Annotated in this window: 7 protein-coding genes; 3 read left to right on the forward strand and 4 right to left on the reverse strand. The window is 66.0% G+C overall.

The features are described from left to right. The 3 genes from ACIQ67_RS20140 to ACIQ67_RS20150 all read right to left on the reverse strand — a co-directional run. Positions 1-677 (reverse strand): tRNA dihydrouridine synthase (locus ACIQ67_RS20140; RefSeq protein ID WP_397536155.1); only part of this gene is annotated, 677 nt, incomplete at its 3' end. Continuing rightward, a complete protein-coding gene (locus tag ACIQ67_RS20145) occupies positions 674-1,174 on the reverse strand; it encodes a M48 family metallopeptidase (protein WP_397536156.1) in 501 nt (166 codons plus the stop codon). The genes ACIQ67_RS20140 and ACIQ67_RS20145, both read right to left, overlap by 4 nt. A gap of 5 nt (positions 1,175-1,179) precedes the next feature. Further along, entirely contained in the window at positions 1,180-1,857 is a 678-nt protein-coding gene (locus ACIQ67_RS20150) for a DUF502 domain-containing protein (RefSeq protein WP_397536157.1), read from the reverse strand. A 39-nt stretch (positions 1,858-1,896) separates the two neighbouring features. Here ACIQ67_RS20150 and ACIQ67_RS20155 point away from each other — a divergent pair, with 39 nt between their 5' ends. The 3 genes from ACIQ67_RS20155 to ACIQ67_RS20165 all read left to right on the forward strand — a co-directional run bounded on the left by ACIQ67_RS20155 (position 1,897) and on the right by ACIQ67_RS20165 (position 3,229). Then, on the forward strand, positions 1,897-2,295 hold the full coding sequence (locus ACIQ67_RS20155; RefSeq protein WP_397536158.1) for a 2Fe-2S iron-sulfur cluster-binding protein: 399 nt from the start codon (positions 1,897-1,899) through the stop codon (positions 2,293-2,295). A 95-nt stretch (positions 2,296-2,390) separates the two neighbouring features. Next, entirely contained in the window at positions 2,391-2,981 is a 591-nt protein-coding gene (locus tag ACIQ67_RS20160; protein WP_397536159.1) for a lysophospholipid acyltransferase family protein, read from the forward strand. Next, on the forward strand, positions 2,978-3,229 hold the full coding sequence (locus ACIQ67_RS20165; protein WP_397536160.1) for a VF530 family DNA-binding protein: 252 nt from the start codon (positions 2,978-2,980) through the stop codon (positions 3,227-3,229). Before ACIQ67_RS20160 ends, ACIQ67_RS20165 begins: the two co-directional genes overlap by 4 nt. A gap of 34 nt (positions 3,230-3,263) precedes the next feature. Here the strand turns inward: ACIQ67_RS20165 and minE are convergent, their stop codons facing one another. Beyond that, entirely contained in the window at positions 3,264-3,524 is a 261-nt protein-coding gene (gene minE, locus ACIQ67_RS20170) for a cell division topological specificity factor MinE (protein WP_397536161.1), read from the reverse strand. Positions 3,525-3,568 lie beyond the last annotated feature (44 nt).

The raw sequence follows: 3,568 nt of genomic DNA on the forward strand, positions 1-3,568 counted from the left end.
ACCATGCCGCGGCCCAGCATCAGGTCTTGGCAGCCGGACTCTTCAACACAGCGCTGAGCATCCGCCGCGGTCCAGATCTCGCCGTTGGCCACCACCGTGATGGCCAGCGCCTCGCGCACCGCCTGGATGCGCTCCCAATAGGCCGGTGGCCGGTAGCCATGAGCCTTGGTGCGCGCGTGGATCACCAGCTCTTCAGCACCGGCGGCCTCGATGGCCTGCGCGCATTCCAGCGTGCGGCTCTCGTCCATATAGCCCAGGCGCATCTTGGCCGACACCGGCACCTCGGCCGGCACGGCGCGGCGCACGGCAGCCACGATCTGGTGGATCAGCTCCGGCTCATCCAGCAGCACCGCCCCGCCGCGGTGGCGGTTCACGCACTTGGCCGGGCAGCCAAAGTTCAGATCAATCCCGGCCGGCCCCAGCGTGGCCAGCTTGGCTGCGTTCTCGGCCATGCACTGCACATCCGAGCCCAGCAACTGCGCGCGCACCGGCACGCCCGCCGGCGTGCGGCCGCCATGCAGCAGCTCAGGGACGATGCGGGTGAACACGCGCTTGGGCATCAACATGTCGGTGATGCGGATGAACTCGGAGACGCAGCGGTCGATGCCACCGACGCGCGTCAGCACGTCGCGCAGCATGTGGTCGAGCAGGCCCTCCATCGGCGCCAGAATGATCATGATTGCGCCTGCTCCTGGTGCAGCAGCCACAGCCGCAAGTCGAACTCCAGCTGCCCGTAGTCGGGCTCCATGTGCATGCAGAGCTGGTAGAAGGCCTTGTTGTGCTCAAGCTCGCGGATATGGGCCAGTTCGTGGACCACGATCATGCGCAGGAAGTCGGCCGGAGCCTCCTTGAAGAGTGTGGCCACGCGGATCTCGCGGCGCGTCTTCAGCCGCGCGCCCTGCACCGTGCTGGCGCGCGTGTGCGTGCCCAAGGCATGCTGGATGACCTTGAGCTTTGCGTCGTAGCAGACCTTGGCCAGAGGCTCGGCATTGCGCATATAGCGGGTCTTGAGCTCCTGCGTGTAGTCGAACAGCGCCTTGTCGCTGCGCACCTCATGCGCGTCGGGATGGCGGCGCTGCAGATAGTCGCCCAGGCGCCCCTCGTCGATCAGCTGGCGAACCTGCGCCTGCAGGGCGGGCGCGTAGCCAGCCAGGTATTTGAGCGATGGCTCCATGCTAGTCAGCGCTTGCGGCCCAGCACCTCGGGCGTGGTGACGCCCATCGATACATAGAGGCTGGTCAGCCCTTCCATGCCGATGTCGGCCGGCCGGACCCAGGCTTGCGGCAGATAGAACAGGCCACCGCCCACCGGCACCGGCGCGGTAGGCACCAGCACGGCCAGGTACTCGACGCCATCGATGGCCACCGGGTCCGGGCTGGACAGCAGGCCCAGCACCAGAGCGCTGCCCTCGGGCTTGACGCCGCCGAAGTGGCACCACACCGGCGCCATCGCGCGCACGCCGGCTTCGTCGCGCTTGGACATCATCTCGATCATGCGCTTGAGCAGGTCGTAGACGGTGCTGATCACCGGAATGCGCGCGATCAGCGCCTCGACCAGCGCCTTGACGCGGCGCTGCAGCTGCGTCTCCACCAGCAGGCCCAACAGATAGACCAGGGCCAGCACCACGCCCAGGCCGATCAGGTAAGCGGCCAGCGGCGACTCGGTCAGGCGCAGGCCCAGGCGCCCCAGCGTGTGGCCCAGTACGCTGTTCGGTCCTAGATAGTCCATCAGCAAGGACATCACCCAGCCCAGCAGCACCAGCGTGGCCACCAGCGGCAGCACGGTGAGGAAGCCGGTGACGAAGGTGCGCAGCACATGGCGGCGCGCCTTGGCGGCGAAGGGTTTGACGACAGGCATGGGCGGCAGACTCGGTGCAAAAGCCGGCATCATGCCAGCATGAGCGCGCCGCCCGAGACCCTTCACCGCATCCGCATCGAGCCGCAAGGCTGGGAATTCAGCAGCCCGCCCGGGCAGCGCCTGCTGCTGGCCGCGCTGCAGGCCGGCTATCGCCTGCCGCACTCCTGCCGCAACGGCACCTGCCGGGCCTGCATGACGCGGCTGCTGGAAGGCCGCATCGACTACCAGGTGGAGTGGCCGGGCCTGCTGCGTGAAGAAAAGGAAGAAGGCTGGATCCTGCCCTGCGTGGCCTGCGCACGCAGCGATTTGCGCCTGGACGCGCCGCAGGCCGTCGCGCTGCAAAGCGAGGCTTCGCCCGGCACGCTCGCGCCCAGTCCATCCCCAGCGCCTGTGGACAAGTCCGTGCACAGCCTGCCGATCGACGCGCCAAGTGATTGATTTCTCGATCAGATCAACGCCTTGCTGCAATTTGAGGCACTGACGAGTCGCACTGCACCGACAATCGCGGCAGTTTCATTTCTGCTGTACCCCCCATGCACCGAACCATCTTCAGCACGCCTGGCGTGAACACCGTCCTGCGTGCGTTTTCAATCGGCTTTCTCAAAATGACCGGTTGGAAGCTGGACGGCGCATTGCCGGCGAATCAGCCCAAGTGCGTGCTGATCGCCGCGCCTCACACCAGCAACTGGGACCTGCCCTACACGCTGATGGTGGCCTTCGCGCTGCGCCTGAACATCTACTGGATGGGCAAGCAGCAGATCTTCCGCTGGCCCTTCGGCCCGCTGATGCGCTGGCTGGGCGGCATCGCGGTGAACCGCGAGCAGTCGACCAATCTGGTGGCCGCCTCGGCTGCAGCCTTGCGCGCGGCCGATGGGCCGGTGCAGCTGATCGTGCCGCCTGAGGGCACGCGCAGCAAGACGCGCTACTGGAAGACCGGCTTCTACTGGATCGCGCACGAGGCGCAGGTGCCCATCGTGATGGCCTATATGGACTACGCGCGCAAGCTCAGCGGCCTGGGGCCGGTGTTCCAGCCCACGGGTGACATCGAGGCGGATATGGTCGCGATCAAGCGCTTCTACGCCCCCTTCAAGGGCAAGAACCACGAGCAGTTCGACCACCAATGAGTACCAGCGACACCGGCAAGGCCGCCAAGGACCCGCTGCATGGCATGACGCTGGAAGCCATCGTCACTGCGCTGGTCGAGTACTTCGGCTGGGAAGAGTTGGGGCAGCGCATCGAGATCCGCTGCTTCCAGAGCGATCCCAGCGTGGCCTCGAGCCTGAAGTTCCTGCGCAAGACGCCGTGGGCGCGCGCCAAGGTCGAGAGCCTGTATCTGTTCATGCGACGCGAGCAGGCCCGCGCCGCACGCTGACGATTCAAGTCAGCGGCATCGATCAGCGGCGCTTTTAGCGACGCGTCTCCGGCAGCTCGATCTTGACTTCGAGCACTTCCAGGTCGTCCTGCCGCTCCATATGGACCTTGATGTCCTCCGGATTGATCGAGACATACTTGGAGATCACCGCCACCAGCTCGCGCTGCAGCTGCGGCAGATAGTCGGGGCTGGTGCTGCGGCCGTTGCGCTCATGCGCCAGGATCAGCTGCAGGCGCTCCTTGGCCACACTGGCGGAGCTCTTCTTTTCACCGAGAAAGAACGAGAGGAATCCCATGGTTGCTCATCCCCTCACTTGCCGCCGAACAGGCGCTTGAAGAA

The organism is Roseateles sp., from assembly GCF_044373315.1.
In the GTDB taxonomy this organism is placed as follows: domain Bacteria; phylum Pseudomonadota; class Gammaproteobacteria; order Burkholderiales; family Burkholderiaceae_C; genus JACDQM01.